Consider the following 15,449-nt stretch of genomic DNA (forward strand, 5'->3'; position numbering starts at 1 on the left):
TACGCCGCAATTCTAATTTGCGGCCCCCCAGTCTGGTAAAATAGTTGACTACAGAAAGCAGCCGGCTTCCCTGCCCGCGCTGTTGCAAACGAATTCCAAACTCGCGACTGACCCACACCATCATGACAACTACGCTCCCGACTACCAAAATGGCCAATGCGATCCGCGCACTGGCAATGGACGCTGTACAAAAGGCCAACTCCGGCCATCCAGGCATGCCGATGGGCATGGCCGAGATCGCAGTTGCCCTGTGGAGTGGTCACTATCGCCACAATCCTGCCAATCCAAAATGGCAGAACCGCGACCGTTTCCTGTTGTCGAATGGCCACGGCTCGATGTTGCATTACGCGCTGCTGCACCTGACGGGCTATGACCTGTCGATGGATGACATCAAGGCTTTCCGCCAGATGCATTCGAAAACCCCGGGCCATCCGGAAGTCGATGTCACGCCAGGCGTCGAAACGACCACCGGCCCGCTGGGCCAGGGCATCGCCAACGCCGTCGGCATGGCCCTGTCGGAGCAATTGCTGGCCGCTGAATTCAACAAGCCTGGCTACGACATCGTCAACCACTACACCTACGCTTTCGTCGGTGACGGTTGCCTGATGGAAGGCATTTCGCACGAAGTGTGTGCGCTGGCCGGCACCCTGGGCCTGAATAAACTGATCGCCCTGTACGATGACAACGGCATTTCCATCGACGGCAAAGTCGAAGGCTGGTTCACGGACGACACCCCGGCGCGCTTCGAAGCGTACGGCTGGAATGTCATCCGCGCCGTCGACGGTCACGATGTTGCCGCCGTGGCTGCCGCCATCGCCGCCGCCAAGACCGCCAGCAAGCCAACCTTGATCTGCTGCAAGACCATCATCGGCAAGGGCTCGCCGAACCTGCAAGGCGGCGACAAGGTCCACGGCGCCGCGCTGGGCGACAAGGAAATCGCTGCCGTGCGCGAATACATCGGCTGGGATGCTGCACCGTTCGAAATGCCGGCCGACGTCTACGCCGCCTGGGATGCCAAGAAACAAGGCGCCCTGCTGGAAGCGGACTGGAATGAGCGCTTTAGCGCCTACCGCCGCGAATTCCCGCAGCAAGCCGCGGAACTTACCCGCCGCATGCAGGGCGAGCTGCCACAGGCATTCGAAGCGGCCCTGAGCGCCGCCATCGCTTCCTGCGTGGAAAAGAAAGAAAACATCGCCACCCGCAAGGCCAGCCAGAACGCCATCCAGGCACTGGCCTCGTCCTTGCCGGAATTTTTGGGCGGCTCGGCCGACCTGACCGGTTCGAACCTGACGAACTGGAAAGAGTGCGTGGCCGTGCGTTCGGGCCAGCCTGGCAACCACATCAACTACGGCGTGCGCGAATTCGGCATGAGCGCCATCATGAACGGCATCACCCTGCACGGCGGCTATATCCCGTTCGGCGCCACGTTCCTGACGTTCTCCGACTACAGCCGCAATGCGCTGCGCATGGCTGCCCTGATGAAACTGCGTTCGATCTTCGTGTTCACCCACGATTCGATCGGCTTGGGCGAAGATGGCCCGACGCACCAATCGGTCGAGCACGTCTCGTCGATGCGTCTGATCCCGAACCTGGACAACTGGCGTCCGTGCGACACCGTCGAGTCGGCTGCTGCCTGGGGCGCCGCCGTGCGCCGCAAGGATGGCCCGTCGACGCTGATCTTCTCGCGCCAGAACTTGCCGTACCAGGAGCGTAGCGCCGAACAGATCGAAAATATCTACCGCGGCGGCTATGTGCTGAATGACGTGGCCGACGCCAAGGCTATCCTGATCGCTACCGGTTCCGAAGTGGAACTAGCTGTCGCCGCCGCCAGCGCGCTGGCTTCGGAAGGCATCAATGTACGCGTGGTGTCGATGCCGTCGACCGACGTGTATGACCGCCAGGACGCCGCCTACAAGGCCAGCGTGCTGACCAAAGGCGTGCCGCGCGTGGCCATCGAAGCGGGCGTGACCAGCTTCTGGTACAAATACGTGGGCCTGGAAGGCGCCGTGGTCGGTATCGACACGTTTGGCGAATCGGCGCCTGCTGGCGTGCTGTTCAAGCACTTCGGCTTCACGGTCGACAACGTCGTAGCCAAGGTGAAAGCGGTTATCGCCGGCTAATATTGATTTTTAACGGCCCTGGCGAGGTATTCGCCGGGGGCGTGCATGTACCTTCTTTTTTAATCAGGAGCAGAGTATGACGATCAAAGTTGCAATCAATGGCTACGGCCGCATCGGCCGTAATGTCTTGCGTGCTTTCTACGAAGGCGGCAAGAAACAGGATATCCAGATCGTTGCCATCAACGACCTGGGCGATGCCAAATCGAACGCCCACCTGACCCGCTACGACACCGCGCACGGCAAGTTCCCGGGCACGGTCACTGTCGAAGGCGACAACATGATCGTCAATGGCGATCCGATCCGCGTATTCGCACAGCGCAATCCTGCTGAAATCCCATGGGGCGAGCTGGGCGTGGACGTCGTGCTGGAATGCACGGGCTTCTTCACCACCAAAGAGAAAGCTTCGGCTCACTTGAAGGGCGGCGCGAAAAAAGTCATCATTTCGGCACCAGGCGGCAAGGACGTCGATGCGACCGTCGTGTTCGGCGTGAACCACTCGGTACTGAAATCGACCGATACCGTCATCTCGAACGCTTCGTGCACCACCAACTGCCTGGCACCGCTGGTCAAGCCGCTCAACGACGCCATCGGCATCGAAACGGGCCTGATGACCACTGTGCACGCCTACACCAACGACCAGGTCTTGTCCGACGTGATGCATGAAGACCTGCGCCGCGCCCGTTCCGCCACCATGAGCATGATCCCGACCAAGACGGGCGCTGCCGCCGCCGTGGGCCTGGTCCTGCCTGAGCTGAATGGCAAGCTGGACGGTTTCGCCATCCGCGTGCCGACCATCAACGTGTCGCTGGTCGACCTGTCCTTCATCGCCAAGCGCGACACCACGGTCGAAGAAGTCAACGCCCTGATGAAGGCTGCTTCGGAAGGCGCCCTGGAAGGCATCCTGACGTACCAGACCGAACCGCTGGTATCGATCGACTTCAACCACAACCCGGCCTCGTCGAACTTCGATTCGACCCTGACCAAAGTGTCGGGCCGTTTGGTGAAAGTATCGTCGTGGTACGACAACGAGTGGGGTTTCTCGAACCGCATGCTCGACACCACCGTTGCGCTGATGTCGGCCAAGTAATTGTTGACCGCATAAGAAAAAACGCCCTTCGGGGCGTTTTTTTCGTCTGTTGCCAGCTTATTCCTTGGGTTCGCACTGGTTGCGCCACTGTTCGCACGATGCTTCGACACCCTGGTAACACATGTTGAGGATGTAATCGCAGTTTTCCGATGGAATCCATGTGCGCACGGCGGCCGCGCTGGAGAACGAAGCTGCGGCGCCGACAGCGATGGCAAAGACAAACAGGGCTTTTTTAATGGAAATCATTTTTCTCGCTTTCAAAATTGGACAACGGTAGGGTGTCGAATCAAAAGGCCGCCACGACAGGCTTGGTGAGCCGGCCAGGCGCAGAAAAATATTAGCATTAAAATCAGTGATTTATTGCCATAAAGAAAAATATTCCTGCTAACGCCAGGCGTGCAGGCGGCGCCGGTAAAAGCGCCAGAGTAAGCGCAAGTCGCGCAGTACGGGCACGCCGGACAGCAGGGTCAGCACGCCGGCGAGCAGGATGGTGGCGGCGGGAAAGCCGATGTGCTTGAAGGCCAGGGCGCCGCTGACGCCGCCGATGAAGAAGCAGGTGATCAGCAGGCTGTGCGTTCTCAGCTTGCCGCGGTTGACCTTCACCATGCGGTCCGGCAGGTGGCGCCGGTTGTAATACGCCATCTTGCCCAGTTCGATACCGATATCGGTGGACAGGCCCGTCACGTGCGTGGTGCGAATGACGGCGCCCGAAATCTTGGTGATGATGGCGTTCTGCAAGCCCATGACAAAGCACAGCAGCAAGATGGTGACGGGGCCCAGTACGTCGGGCATGGCCGCCAGGTAATTGCCCGTCAAGCCGAACAGCAGTAATAAGGCCGCTTCCAGCAGCAGGCTGGCGGCAAACTGGCTGTGCAGCCGGCGCCGCTTGCCCCAGTTCACCATGATGGCGGTCACGGCCGCGCCGCTGACAAAGGCCAGCCACGCGCCCAGCGCCGCCAGGGCCAGCGTGATATTGCCCAGCGCGAGGTCGTCCGCCATGCCCGAGACGATGCCCGTCATGTGCGAGGTATAGCCGCCGATGGCGAGAAAGCCGCCCGCATTCACTGCGCCGGCCACCAGCGCCAGCACACAGCCCAGCTGCAGGTTGGCTTGCGTATCGCGTGCCGCTCCGCTCAGGCGCGACAGGTAATGGAGCGGCATGTCCGGGCCGGCCTCAGGCTGCGGCGCCAAAGATGGCTTGCCACAGGCGCATGACATTTTCCGCATGCACGCGCACGCGCTCCGGTTCCACGCGGGCCAGGTCTTGCCCCTGCAGGCGCAACTGGTGCTGGAGCTTGCGCAGCGCGCGGTAAGCATCGGCGACCAGGGCGGCCAGCTGTTCGTCGATCAGCCCCAGTTCGCCGCACAGGCGCAGCAGGGCGATATTGCCCGAGTTGGCCGTCAGCTGCGGATACTGCGCCGCATGCTGCAGCACCAGGTATTGCACCATGAATTCGATGTCGATCATGCCGCCCGGATCCTGCTTCAAATCAAAGCTGCCGGGGCGGGGCGGATGCGCATCGAGCATCTTCTTGCGCATGGCCACCACTTCACTCTTGAGCGGACCGTTTTCCGGCCTTTCCTTGCGCAGTATCGTGTCGCGGATACGTTCGAAATGCTTGCCGATGCTGACGTCGCCAGCGCAAAAGCGCGCGCGTGTGAGCGCCTGATGTTCCCAGACCCAGGCCGCGCTGCCCTGGTAGCGCTCGAACGCCTGCACGCTGGAGACCAGCATGCCCGAGGCGCCATCGGGGCGCAGGGCGATGTCGATGTCGAACAAAATGCCGGCCGAAGTGTGCGAGGTCATCCAGGTAATGAAGCGCTGCGCCAGCTTGGCGTACAGACCGGGCGCGTCCTGGTCGTCGTCGTCGAAGAGGAAAATGACGTCCAGGTCCGAGACATAACCCAGTTCCTTGCCGCCCAGCTTGCCATACGCGATGACGGCAAATTTCGGCACCTCGCGGTGGCGCGTGGGCAAGGTTTGCCAGACGGCTTGCACGGTAGCGGCGACGATGATGTCGGCCAGCTGCGACAGGTAGTCGGCCAGCTTTTCCACGCTCAGGTCGCCCGCCAGGTCTTGCGCCAGGCATTGGAACAGCTGCGCGTGGTGTGTTTCGCGCAGAATATCCATCTGCCGCTCCGTGTCGCCGGGCGCGTCGTCAAGCTGGCGCTGCAGGTCCAGCGCCAGCGCGGCCGGGTCCGGTACCGTATTGCGGATGCGTTCATCGAGCAGTTCATCGAGCAAAATCGGGTGCTGGGTGAGGAAGGTGGCGGCCCAGCCGCTGGCGCACACCATGCGTACGACGCGCTCGAGCGTATGCGGGTATTCCGTCAGCAGCGACAGATAGGCCGAGCGGCGCGCAATCGCTTCCAGGAAATCGAGCAGCCGGCCCAGGGTGGCCAGCTGGCTGGCGTTGCCGTTGGAAACGGAGCAATCGGTGATCAGTGGCAGGGCGGAATTGACGAGGGCAACGAGGCGCGTGCGGCTTGCCTCGGGCAAGGATTGCAAACGCGGCGCCTGCCACGTGGCCAGCAGGCGGCGCGCGCAGGCGGCCGGCTCATGGAAACCCAGGGCGGCAAAGCGGGCTTCGATGGCTTCCTGCTGATCCGAGGCGGCGCAGTCGTTCGACGTCTGCGGGTCGATGCCCGTGTCGGCCGGCGGCGTGCCGCTGCTCTTGTCGCTGAACATCTCGTCAAATTGTCCTGCGACAAACACGCGGTGCGCTTCCAGCTGGGCCAGCAGGGTGGGGGTGTCGGGCAAGCCCATCATCTGCGCCACGGTGAGCCGGTCGGCGTCATTCGCAGGCAGGGTATGGGTTTGCGCATCATCGAGGTATTGCAGCCGGTGTTCCAGGTTGCGCAGGAAAGTGTAGGAAGCAAGTAATTGTTCCACGATGGCCGGCTCCAGCAAGCCCTTGTCTGCCACCGTGCGCAAGGTGGCGCGCGTGGAACGCTCGCGCAGCTCGGCATCGCGCCCGCCGCGTATCAATTGAAACACTTGCGCCAGAAATTCGATTTCGCGGATGCCGCCGCGGCCCAGCTTGACGTTGTTGCTGCGGTCCGGGTGCAGCCGCTCCTGGCGGTTGACCTCGGCGCGGATCTGGCCGTGCATGGTGCGGATGGCATCGATGACGCCGAAATCGAGGTAACGGCGGAAGACGAAGGGGCGCACGATGGCGTCGAGCGAGGCAATATCTTCCTGCTTGCCCGTCACGGCGCGCGCCTTGACCCAGGCATAACGCTCCCATTCGCGGCCTTGCACGATCAGGTACTGTTCCACCATGCCCAGGCTGGCGGCAAGCGGCCCCGAGTTGCCGTTCGGACGCAGTGCCATGTCCACGCGGAAAGTAAAACCGTCTTGCGTGATCTCGGCCAGGGCGGCGATTAGTTTCTTGCCCATGCGAATGAAAAACTCGTGGTTGGACAGGCTGCGCTGGCCCGGCGCGGTGACTTGCGTGTCGCCATCTTCAGGGTAGACAAAGATCAGGTCAATGTCGGACGAGACATTGAGCTCGCCGCCGCCCTGCTTGCCCATCGCCAGCACCATCAAGGCCTGTTCCTCGCCCGATTCCTCGCCGACCGGCATGCCGTGCAAGGCCACCATCTCGGCCATGATGGCGTCCACATGCGTGCGGATGGCGAAATCGGCGAAGCCCGTCATGGCTGTGACGACTTCGTTCAAGTCCGCCTGGCCGTCCAGGTCGCGTGCGATCAGGCCGCAGACGAGCAGGTTGCGCAGGCGGCGCATGGCCCGCTCGGGCGGTAGCGGCGGCGTGGCGGCGTTCGCCTGCTCAAGCAGCGCGGCGGCAAAGTCGAGCCCGTCCAGCGGCGCGCGCACCAGTTGCGCTACCTGCGCGGCGCGCTCGGGGGAGGCGTCCAGCCAGCGCTGGTAGAAACGGGAGGCGGAGATCAAAGGCTGTGTGCTCATGGTGTCGGTAAGGGTCTCATGGATGCTGCGTACATGTTCTTGTTTAACTTGGCTGCGAACGGCGGGGGATGCGGTAAAATTGTGCCGCTGGCGCTAATGCCGCCGGCAGTGCGTGCTCTTCCGGACGATGGTAAGGGAGGCTTTGCTCAGACGCAAGCGCGAGGAGGCAGGCGCACACCACGAATGCAGACGATTTTTGCCATTATTTGACGCCGGGCCAGTTTATTAGCTTATTGATGCAAAAACCGCCAGAAGCAAGCGTGACAGAACATGTGCCATTGGCTCTGCGCTGGCAGCGGCTGCGTGCCGCCTATCGCATGGCCAACCTGGCCACCCATCATGTATTGGGTTTTACCATCAAACTGGTGCTGCTGGCGTATTTCGCCTTCGCCGTGCTGTTTTTATTCCTGCGCTACGCCATCTTGCCGAATATCGATTACTACAAAGGCGATATCGAGCGGGCGGCCAGCCGCGCGCTGGGCAACCCTGTCAGTATCGCCCGTATTTATGCCTCCTGGCATGGCGTGCGGCCCAATCTCTTCCTCGGTGACGTGAGCTTGCGCGACCAGGCGGGCCGCCAGGCGCTGAGCCTGCCGAGCGTCTCGGCGACCGTGTCGTGGTGGAGCGTGCTCGGTTCCGTGCGCTTCACTACCCTGGAAATCACGCGGCCCGACCTGGACGTGCGGCGCAGCAAGGATGGCAAGCTGTATGTGGCCGGGGTATTGATCGACAGCACGCAAGGCAGCGATGGCAAGGGCGCCGATTGGCTGCTGTCGCAGCATGACATCGTCATTCGCGACGGCAAGGTGCGCTGGACGGACGAAGCGCGCGGTACGCCGGAGCTGGCTTTAACCCAGGTCAACTTGTTGCTGCGCAACCGCTGGCGCAGCCATCGGCTGGGCTTGCAAGCCACGCCGCCCGCCAGTCTGGCCGCGCCCATCGATGTGCGTGCTCACTTCACGCATCCGCCTTTCAGCACGCGCATCTCGGATGTGTCGATGTGGAAGGGCGAACTGTACGCCGACCTGAAAAACGCCGACCTGGCCGCCTGGCGCCGCTACCTCGATTACCCGTTCGAACTGAGCCAGGGCAAGGGTGCCCTGCGCGCCTGGTTGAGCCTGGATCACGCGCGCCTGGCCGGCTTCACTGCCGACGTGGGCTTGACGGATGTGCAGGCGCAGCTGGGCGAGCATATCGCCCCGCTCGACTTGCTGTCGGTCAGCGGGCGTATTTCGGCAAAGGAAGAACTGTCGGCGCAGGTGCCGGACGGCAAGCCAACCTTTGGCGCAAATGGGCACCAGGTCGAGCTGACGAATTTCGCAGTGGAAACACGCGATGGTCTCAGCCTGCCGCCCACGACCCTGTCCGAACGTTTTGTTGCTGCCACCAAGCGCAAGCCGGCGCGCACGGAAATCACGGCCAAGTCGCTCGATTTGCAAACCCTGGCCGCGCTGGCCGACAAGCTGCCGTTGGGCGAGCAGCAGCGCCAGCGCCTCGACGCCCTGGCGCCGCGCGGGCGTTTGCAGGATTTTTCAGCGCAATGGGAAGGCGAGATGGCCACGCCGGCCAGCTACCGTTTGCGCGGCAAGCTCATCGATCTGGGCCTGAATGCGCAACCGGCGCGCCTGGCCGTGGCGAAGACGGCGAGCAGCCCCGCGCAGGCAGCTGCACCCGCCATTCCCGGCTTCGACCACCTGACTGGCAGCATCGACGCCAACGACAAGGGCGGCAGCATCGCTATCGATGCGCAAGACCTGGTGCTGCAGTTCCCCACGTACCTGAGCGAACCGGCCATGCCGTTCGAACAATTCGCCATGCAGGCGCGCTGGACGTTTGAGTCGGCCAATATGCTGCAAGTCGAGCTGGACAAGCTTGATTTCAATCAGCAAGGCTTGCGCGTCGCCTTGCAAGGCTCGCATAGCCTGCCGCTCGACGGCAAGAACCTGGGCCAGGTCGACTTGACGGGTACGATCGACAATTTCCAGATCAACACCATCGGCCGCTATCTGCCGCTGCAAACGCCCGAGCACCTGCGTCACTGGCTGACGGGCGCGCTGGAAGGCGGCGTGGCGCGCGATGTCAGCCTGCGCCTGCGCGGCGAACTCGAGCATTTTCCGTTCAAGGCCGACACCCCAACCCAGCGCAATCGCGGCGACTTCCGCGTGGCCGGCAAGATCGAGAATGGCACCCTGAACTACGCGCCCGGCGAATTTGCGCAAAGCGGTCCCCTGGCCGGCAAGGCGCCGTTGTGGCCGCAGGCGGAGAAGATCAAGGGCAGTTTCGTGTTTGAGCGGGCGCGCATGGAAATTCGCGGCGATACGGCCACCACGGGCGGCGTGGCCTTGACGAATGTGAAAGCCGTGATTCCCGACCTGACCGTCTTCGACACCTTGCTCGATATCGACGGCAATGCGGCCGGCCCGATGCAGGAATTCCTCAAGTACGTGACGGCCAGCCCCGTGCTGGGCTGGATCGAGCATTTCACGGATGAAACGACAGCGACGGGCAACGCCAAGCTGGCATTGAAGCTGCACCTGCCGATCGAACGCATGCTCGAGTCGACCGTGCAAGGCAGCTTGCAGCTGGCGGGCAACGACGTGGTGCTGTTCCACGACATGCCGCCCGTGCTGGGCACGCAGGGCAAGATCGAATTCAACGAAAAAGGCGTCAACCTGAATGGCTTGAACGGTAGCCTGCTGGGCGGGCCGCTGGCCATCTCGGGCGGCACGCAGCCGGACAGTTCCATCCAGGTGAAACTCGCCGGCAACATGACCGTCGATGGCTTGCGCAAGACCTATCCGGCGCCTGTGCTGCAGCGCCTGGCGAAACATTTGAATGGCGGTGCGCGCTACAGCGGCCTGATCACGGCGCGCGACCACCAGGTGGTGGTCAATGTCGAGTCGCCGCTGACGGGCCTGGGCCTGGATTTCCCCGCCCCCCTGAAAAAACCTGCTGGCGACAGCCTGCCCGTGAAATTCACCCTGACGGGCAATGCGGCGAACGGAGCCGGACTGCGCACGGACGATATCCGCATCGCGCTGGGATCCGGCATCGCCGCGCGCTACCAGCGCCAGAAGCAGGGCAAGGACGCCTGGCGTTTAGTGCGTGGCGGTATCGGCGTGAACGTGCCGGCGCCAGAACCGGACAGCGGCATGATGTTCAACGTCAGCATGAAAACCCTGGACGTGGACAGCTGGATTGCCGCCGGCAGTGAAATCGCCGGCAGCGGCACGGCCTCCGCCGACAGCGGCGCTGCCGACGATGCGCCCGATATTGCGCAATACGTGGTGCCGGACATGATGGCGGCGCGTGCCAGCGAACTGATGCTGGGCGAGCGCAAGCTGGAAAACGTGGTCGTGGGCGCCACGCATCAAAAGGATGTGTGGCAAGCCAATATTGACGCGAAACAAGTGTCCGGCTACGTGACCTGGCTGGAAACGCCGTCCGGCCTGGGCAAGATGACGGCGCGCCTGTCGTCCCTGATCATTCCGGAGTCGGCCGCCAACGATGTGAAAAGTTTGCTGGAAGGCAAAAATGGCGCCCAGTCTATCCCTTCGCTCGATATCGTCGCCGAGCAATTTGAACTGTTCAACAAGAAGATCGGCCGGTTGGAGTTGCAGGCCTATAACACGATGGCGGCGGGCGGGCGCGAATGGCGCGTGGGCAAGTTGCAACTGTCGAACGCCGATGGCGCGCTGAGCGGCAATGGCAAATGGGTCATCAAGGATGGGCAAAGCACGACCAGCCTGCGTTTCGGCCTCGATATCGTCGATGCGGGCAAGTTGCTCGACCGCTTCGGCTTTGCCGATACGGTGCGTCGCGGCAAGGGCCGCCTGAGCGGCGACATCGCCTGGAATGGCTTGCCGTATTCGCTCGACATTCCCACCCTGTCGGGGCAGATCGAGATGAACGTGGAATCGGGCCAGTTCCTCAAGCAGGATCCGGGCGCGGCCAAGCTGTTGGGGGTGCTCAGCCTGCAAGCCTTGCCCCGCTTGCTGAAACTTGATTTCCACGACGTGTTTTCCGAAGGCCTGGCCTTCGACGGCATCACGGCCAACGCCAGTATCAAGCGCGGCGTGGTGAGCACCGACAACCTCAAGATGCACGGCGTGGCGGCAACCGTGTTGATGGATGGCACGGCCGATATCGCCAATGAAACGACGAATTTGCACGTGGTAGTGATACCGGAATTTAACCTAGGCACGGGGCCGCTCGTGTACGCGCTGGCCGTCAATCCTGTTATTGGCCTGGGCAGTTTCCTGGCGCAATTGTTCCTGCGCGCCCCCGTGATGAAGGCGCTCACTTACCACATGCAGATCGCCGGCCCGTGGAAATCGCCCGTCGTGACCAAGCTCAATGGTGGTAAATTGGAACCTGTCGCCGTTCCTGCCCCTGCAGCGGCGACGCAGGATGCTGTCGCTAAATAAGTGCCGCACAGTCAACTCGTAGTGCGCTTGAAGGGTTAGGTGAATGATGCATACAGTCGCAGCAATACAAATGATTTCCTCGCCTTCTGTGGAAGACAATCTGGCCACGGCGCGGCGCCTGGTGGCGCAGGCCGCCGCCGGTGGCGCACAGCTGGTGGTGCTGCCCGAATACTGGGCCATCATGGGCAAGCAGGAAACGGACAAGCTGGCGCATGCGGAACAGCCCGGCAGCGGACCGATCCAGGACGGCATGGCGCAGATGGCGCGACAGCACGGCATCTGGCTGATCGGCGGCACCCTGCCCCTGATTTCCGGCGAGGAGGGCAAGGTTCTCAATACGACCTTGGTGTACGACCCGCAAGGCGAGCCGGCCGGCCGCTACGACAAGATCCACCTGTTCGGCTTTACGCGGGGCACCGAGTCGTACAACGAATCGCGCACCATTGTGCCGGGCGCGCAGGTGCGCGCGATCGAGACGCCGTTCGGCCGGGTCGGCCTGTCCATCTGCTATGACCTGCGCTTTCCCGAACTGTACCGCGCCATGGGCGATTGCGCGCTGATCGTCGTGCCGGCCGCATTTACCCATACGACGGGCAGCGCCCATTGGGAAGTGCTGCTGCGCGCGCGCGCCATCGAAAACCAGTGCTACGTGCTGGCCTCGGCGCAGGGCGGCTTGCATCCGAACGGCCGCCGCACGTGGGGGCACAGCATGCTGATCGACCCGTGGGGCGAAGTGAAAGCCGTGCTGCCCGAAGGCGAGGGCGTGGTCAGCGGCGAGATCGACCTGGTGTTCCTGGCTGGCGTGCGCGAGTCCTTGCCGGCCCTGGCGCACCGCACCATGTAAATTGAAGGAATAGATAGCCATGATCCCATTTGAACCCAATCTGTCCAGCCTTTCCGTGGCGCGCGAACTCCTGCTCACGCCGTTCGGCCTGGATGAAGACAAGCTGCTCAAAGCCCTGGGCACGATGTTTACGCACAAGGTCGACTATGCCGACCTGTACTTCCAGTCGACCAGGAGCGAAGGCTGGAGCCTGGAAGAGGGCATCGTCAAGACGGGCAGTTTTTCCATCGACCAGGGCGTGGGTGTGCGCGCGGTGTCTGGCGACAAGACGGCCTTTGCGTATTCCGACGACATTTCCGAGCGGGCTCTGCTGGAAGCGGCGGCGGCCACGCGCACCATCGCGCGCGCGGGTGCCGGCAAGATCAAGATTGCGGGGCACACGCTGGCGCAGGGCGGGCGCTCGCTGTACCTGCCCAACGATCCGCTCGCCTCGCTGGACGCCACGGCCAAGGTGCAATTGCTCGAGCGCGTGGAAAAGATGGCGCGCGCGAAAGATCCGCGAGTCGTGCAAGTGATGGCGGGCCTGGCCGGCGAATACGACGTGGTGCTGGTGCTGCGCAGCGATGGCGTGCTGGCGGCCGACATCCGCCCGCTGGTGCGCGTGTCGCTCACCGTGATCGCGGAACAGCATGGTCGCCGCGAAACGGGCTCGGCCGGTGGCGGCGGGCGTTTCAGCTATGACTATTTCAGCGATGCCGTGCTGGAACAATACGCGGCCGACGCTGTCAATTCGGCCCTGGTGAACCTGGAAGCGCGCCCGGCGCCGGCCGGCCCCATGACCATCGTGCTGGGACCGGGCTGGCCCGGCATCCTGCTGCACGAAGCGATCGGCCACGGCCTGGAAGGCGACTTCAACCGCAAGGGCTCGTCCGCGTTTTCCGGCCGCATCGGCGAGCGCGTAGCTGCCAAGGGCGTCACCGTGGTCGACGACGGCACCCTGGCTGGCCGGCGCGGCTCCCTGAATATCGATGACGAGGGCAACCCGACGCAGTGCACGACCCTGATCGAGGACGGCATCCTGCAAGGCTATATCCAGGACACCATGAACGCGCGCCTGATGAAGATGCCCGTGACGGGCAATGCGCGCCGCGAATCGTTCGCCCACCTGCCCATGCCACGCATGACGAACACGTATATGCTGGGCGGCGACAAGGACCCGGACGAGATCCTCGCTTCCGTCAAAAACGGTCTGTATGCCGTCAACTTTGGCGGCGGCCAGGTCGACATTACGAACGGCAAGTTCGTCTTTTCGGCCAGCGAAGCGTACATGATCGAAAACGGCAAGCTCAGCTATCCAGTGAAGGGCGCCACGCTGATCGGCAATGGCCCGGACGTGCTCAACCGCGTTTCCATGATCGGCAACGACATGCGCCTCGATTCGGGCGTGGGCGTGTGCGGCAAGGAAGGGCAAAGCGTGCCCGTGGGCGTGGGGCAGCCAACTTTGCGCCTGGACGGCATCACTGTCGGTGGCACGGCTTAGTTGCCGGCCACAGCGTTGCTAGCCAGCCGACGCGCATCGACAGTGCGCAACTTTTTATGCTTTTTTACGTATTTTGCAGTGTAAAAGGGCGGCGACATGCGGCTTTGCCGACAAATAGGCTTGCCAACCCTTGCAATTTAGGTTTATAGTCGTTCATCACTTACGGATGACTCGCATGTTCGCTCGCCACTTTTTTACCGCTTATTTTTACTTTAGCAATTCCAACCCAAAGGCGGTGGAGTAGCGGTCGGTTCACGTAGCAGCAAAACGAGATCCCAGCAAATTCTAAAAAACCGCCACTGATGGCGGTTTTTTTTTACCCAGATGTTTTACCCATCCTTAAATTTTGGAGAAAATGATGCCCCGCACCGATGATTTGCGAATTCGCGAAATGAAGGAACTGACCCCGCCGTCCCACCTGATCCGCGAATTCGCCTGCTCGGAGCAAGCCGAACAGACCGCCGCCAGCGCCCGCATTGCCCTGCACCGTATCCTGCATGGCCAGGACGACCGCCTGATGGTGGTGATCGGGCCTTGCTCCATCCACGACACCAAGGCGGCGATGGAATATGCGCGCCTGCTGGTCAAGGAGCGCGCGCGTTTCGCCGGTGAACTGGAAATCGTCATGCGCGTCTACTTCGAGAAGCCGCGCACCACCGTGGGCTGGAAGGGTCTGATCAACGACCCGTACATGGACAACAGCTTCCGCATCAACGACGGCTTGCGCATGGCGCGCGAACTGTTGCGCGATATCAATGAGCTGGGCTTGCCGGCCGGCACCGAGTTCCTCGACGTCATCAGCCCGCAATACATCGCCGACCTGATCAGCTGGGGCGCTATCGGCGCGCGCACGACGGAGTCGCAGGTGCACCGCGAGCTGGCGTCGGGATTGTCCTGTCCGGTCGGCTTCAAGAATGGCACGGACGGCAATGTGAAAATCGCCGTGGAAGCCATCAAGGCCGCCTCGCAGCCGCACCATTTTCTTTCCGTCACGAAGGGCGGCCACTCGGCCATCGTCTCGACCAACGGCAATGAGGATTGCCATATCATCTTGCGCGGCGGAAAAACCCCGAACTATGACGCGGCCAGCGTGGACGACGCTTGCAAGGCCATCGCCGCGCAAGGCCTGGCGGCGCGCCTGATGATCGACGCCTCGCATGCGAACAGCTCGAAAAAACCGGAAAACCAGATCCCCGTGTGCGCCGACATCGCCAGCCAGGTGGCCGGGGGCGACAGCCGCATCGTTGGCGTGATGGTGGAATCGCACCTGGTGGCGGGGCGCCAGGATTTAATCCCCGGCAAGGAATTGATCTATGGCCAGTCCGTCACGGACGGCTGCATCGACTGGAGCGCCAGCGTGGCCGTGCTGGAAAACCTGGCGGCGGCCGTGAAGCAGCGCCGCTTGCAGGGCGACGCGGAATGAAGTGACGTGGCGCGCAGCATAAAAAATCTATGGTCACCCTCCCTTTTGCAAGCTGATTTTGTATGATGTGAGCAGGCTTGCTTAAATCTATCCGGCGTCTGGTTGGAGATGGTTCTCCGCGCCACGATGAGAGTCGCGCC

9 protein-coding genes are annotated in these 15,449 nt (G+C 62.5%); 6 read left to right on the forward strand and 3 right to left on the reverse strand.

Annotated elements, in window-relative coordinates; all coding sequences use genetic code 11:
• The first annotated feature begins 122 nt into the window (after positions 1-122).
• On the forward strand, positions 123-2,120 hold the full coding sequence (tkt, locus tag ACQ4WY_RS27810; RefSeq protein ID WP_436506859.1) for a transketolase: 1,998 nt from the start codon (positions 123-125) through the stop codon (positions 2,118-2,120).
• Between the two features lie 76 nt (positions 2,121-2,196).
• Positions 2,197-3,207: a type I glyceraldehyde-3-phosphate dehydrogenase gene (gene gap / locus ACQ4WY_RS27815; RefSeq protein WP_010395244.1), complete on the forward strand. Its 1,011-nt coding sequence runs from the start codon at positions 2,197-2,199 to the stop codon at positions 3,205-3,207.
• Between the two features lie 57 nt (positions 3,208-3,264).
• On the opposite strand, the gene ACQ4WY_RS27820 is transcribed toward gap, so the two are convergent.
• The 3 genes from ACQ4WY_RS27820 to glnE all read right to left on the reverse strand — a co-directional run bounded on the left by ACQ4WY_RS27820 (position 3,265) and on the right by glnE (position 7,135).
• Complete coding sequence (locus ACQ4WY_RS27820) at positions 3,265-3,453, reverse strand: hypothetical protein (RefSeq protein ID WP_353658690.1); 189 nt, start codon at positions 3,451-3,453, stop codon at positions 3,265-3,267.
• Between the two features lie 138 nt (positions 3,454-3,591).
• Positions 3,592-4,368 (reverse strand): YoaK family protein, encoded by a 777-nt coding sequence (locus tag ACQ4WY_RS27825; RefSeq protein WP_436506860.1) that lies wholly within the window; start codon positions 4,366-4,368, stop codon positions 3,592-3,594.
• A 13-nt stretch (positions 4,369-4,381) separates the two neighbouring features.
• Positions 4,382-7,135, reverse strand: coding sequence for a bifunctional [glutamate--ammonia ligase]-adenylyl-L-tyrosine phosphorylase/[glutamate--ammonia-ligase] adenylyltransferase (gene glnE, locus ACQ4WY_RS27830; RefSeq protein ID WP_436506861.1), 2,754 nt, complete (start codon positions 7,133-7,135; stop codon positions 4,382-4,384).
• A 260-nt stretch (positions 7,136-7,395) separates the two neighbouring features.
• Between glnE and ACQ4WY_RS27835 the strand changes: the two genes are divergently transcribed.
• The 4 genes from ACQ4WY_RS27835 (at position 7,396) to aroG (ending at position 15,309) form a co-directional block, all read left to right on the forward strand.
• Complete coding sequence (locus tag ACQ4WY_RS27835) at positions 7,396-11,562, forward strand: YhdP family protein (RefSeq protein WP_436506862.1); 4,167 nt, start codon at positions 7,396-7,398, stop codon at positions 11,560-11,562.
• A 43-nt stretch (positions 11,563-11,605) separates the two neighbouring features.
• Complete coding sequence (locus tag ACQ4WY_RS27840; protein ID WP_086137550.1) at positions 11,606-12,406, forward strand: carbon-nitrogen hydrolase family protein; 801 nt, start codon at positions 11,606-11,608, stop codon at positions 12,404-12,406.
• A 19-nt stretch (positions 12,407-12,425) separates the two neighbouring features.
• Positions 12,426-13,886 carry a metalloprotease TldD gene (tldD, locus tag ACQ4WY_RS27845; protein WP_436506863.1) on the forward strand — a complete coding sequence of 487 codons (1,461 nt, stop codon included), beginning with the start codon at positions 12,426-12,428 and terminating at the stop codon, positions 13,884-13,886.
• A 358-nt stretch (positions 13,887-14,244) separates the two neighbouring features.
• Positions 14,245-15,309: a 3-deoxy-7-phosphoheptulonate synthase AroG gene (aroG, locus tag ACQ4WY_RS27850; RefSeq protein ID WP_436506864.1), complete on the forward strand. Its 1,065-nt coding sequence runs from the start codon at positions 14,245-14,247 to the stop codon at positions 15,307-15,309.
• The last annotated feature ends 140 nt before the right edge of the window (positions 15,310-15,449 follow it).

The organism is Janthinobacterium salmonicoloratum, from assembly GCF_051380845.1.
Taxonomy (GTDB): domain Bacteria; phylum Pseudomonadota; class Gammaproteobacteria; order Burkholderiales; family Burkholderiaceae_D; genus Janthinobacterium; species Janthinobacterium lividum_F.